2 protein-coding genes are annotated in these 1,516 nt (G+C 63.9%); one reads left to right on the top strand and one right to left on the bottom strand.

The window, feature by feature from the left end:
- Nucleotides 1-636: Bug family tripartite tricarboxylate transporter substrate binding protein (locus tag AC1D1X_RS23065; RefSeq protein WP_477699307.1), on the top strand; the 636-nt coding region annotated here is incomplete at its 5' end.
- A gap of 57 nt (nt 637-693) precedes the next feature.
- On the opposite strand, the gene AC1D1X_RS23060 is transcribed toward AC1D1X_RS23065, so the two are convergent.
- Nucleotides 694-1,516, bottom strand: an 823-nt coding sequence (locus tag AC1D1X_RS23060; protein ID WP_477699306.1) for an NAD(P)-dependent oxidoreductase, incomplete at its 5' end; no start/stop codon positions are given.

Raw genomic sequence — 1,516 nt, 5'->3', positions numbered from 1 at the left:
GAAACCGACTTTGTGGCGGTGACCAAGCTGGTGAACCAGGCCATGGTGCTGGTGGTGAACGACAAGGCGAAGTATGGAACGCCGGCGAGCATTCTGGCGGCGGCCAAGGCCAACCCGGGCAAGCTGACGTATGCCTCTTCAGGTGACGGCAGCCCGCAGCACCTGGCGGGGCTGATGTTTGAAAGCCAGACCGGCGCGAAGCTGCTGCACGTTCCCTACAAGGGCGGTGCGCCGGCCATTACCGACCTGATTGGCGGCGTGGTGGACATGGCCTTTGCCCCGCTGCCGGAGGCGCTTCCGCACATCAAGTCGGGCAAGCTGCATGCGGTGGGTGTGCTGAGTGAGAAACGGGCCATCTCTGYGCCGGACATTCCCACACTGCGCGAAGGCGGTGTGAACAATGTGGTGCTGTCGGCCTGGATCGGCCTGCTGGTTCCCGCCAAAACGCCTCAGCCCGTGATCGACAAGCTCAGCAAATCCGCGAAGGCGTTTCTGAGAGGCGATGCCAAAACCAGACTGCTGGAAATCGGCATGGAGCCGGCACCCGATGAGGCCAAGCCCCTGGCCCAAGTGATTTCAGAAGAGATTCGCATCCACGCCGACCTGGTGAAAGCCGCCGGCCTGGTGCCGCAGTAAAAGCGAAAGACGCTGGCCGGGCTGGGGCGCATGCCCCAGGCAGCCGTCGATCGAAAGCTAAGCCAAAGCCTCGGCGGTCACACCTTCGATCACGCTTCGCGCGTTGCGCGCAGCCGCAACGCCCATGTTCACGTAGGCGTTGCTCGTGACACCGCCGATGTGGGGGCTCAGGATGAGACCCGGCTCGTTCTGGAAGGGGTGCCCTGGCGCCATGGGTTCCACGCTGAAGCTGTCCAGGCCCGCAGAATGGACTTGCCCGCTACGAAGGGCTTCGAGCAAAGCGGCTTCATCCACCAGCCCCCCGCGCGCCGTGTTGACGATGATCACACCCCTCTTGCACTTTGCCAGCGTGGTGCCATTCAGCAGGTTGCGGTTCTCGTCCGTCAGCGGGCAATGCAGCGAAATCACGTCGGCGTTTTGCCAAAGCGTTTCGAGCTCGACCCGTGTCATGAATTCCGGCAGCTCTTTGGCGTAAGGGTCAAAGCCCAAAACTTCCATGCCCACTGCACTCGCCATGCGTGCAAAGCGCAGGCCGATGGCGCCCAGGCCCACCAGCCCGACAGTCTTGCCATACAGCTCCACGCTTTTGTGGGTGGCCTTGTCCCAGTGGCCGGCGCGCATGCGTGCGTCCAACACCGGAATTGACTTGGCGCAGGCGAGCATCAATGCCAGGGCCTGCTCGGCGACGGCATTGGCGTTGGCGCCGGCCGCGGCACGAACTTCAACGCCCCGCGCGACGGCGGCCACCTTGTCAATGGTGTCGGTGCCGCTGCCGTGCTTGGAGATCACGCGCAGCGATGGTGCTGCCGCAATGGCGGCAGCACCCACCTTGCTGTAGCGCACGATGATGCCCACCGGGTCGTGTCGTTGGCAGAGGGCG

This window comes from Polaromonas sp. P1_G4 (assembly GCF_056405475.1).
Note: the sequence above shows the minus strand (reverse complement) of the source record. Positions and strands in the feature narration are given on the sequence as shown.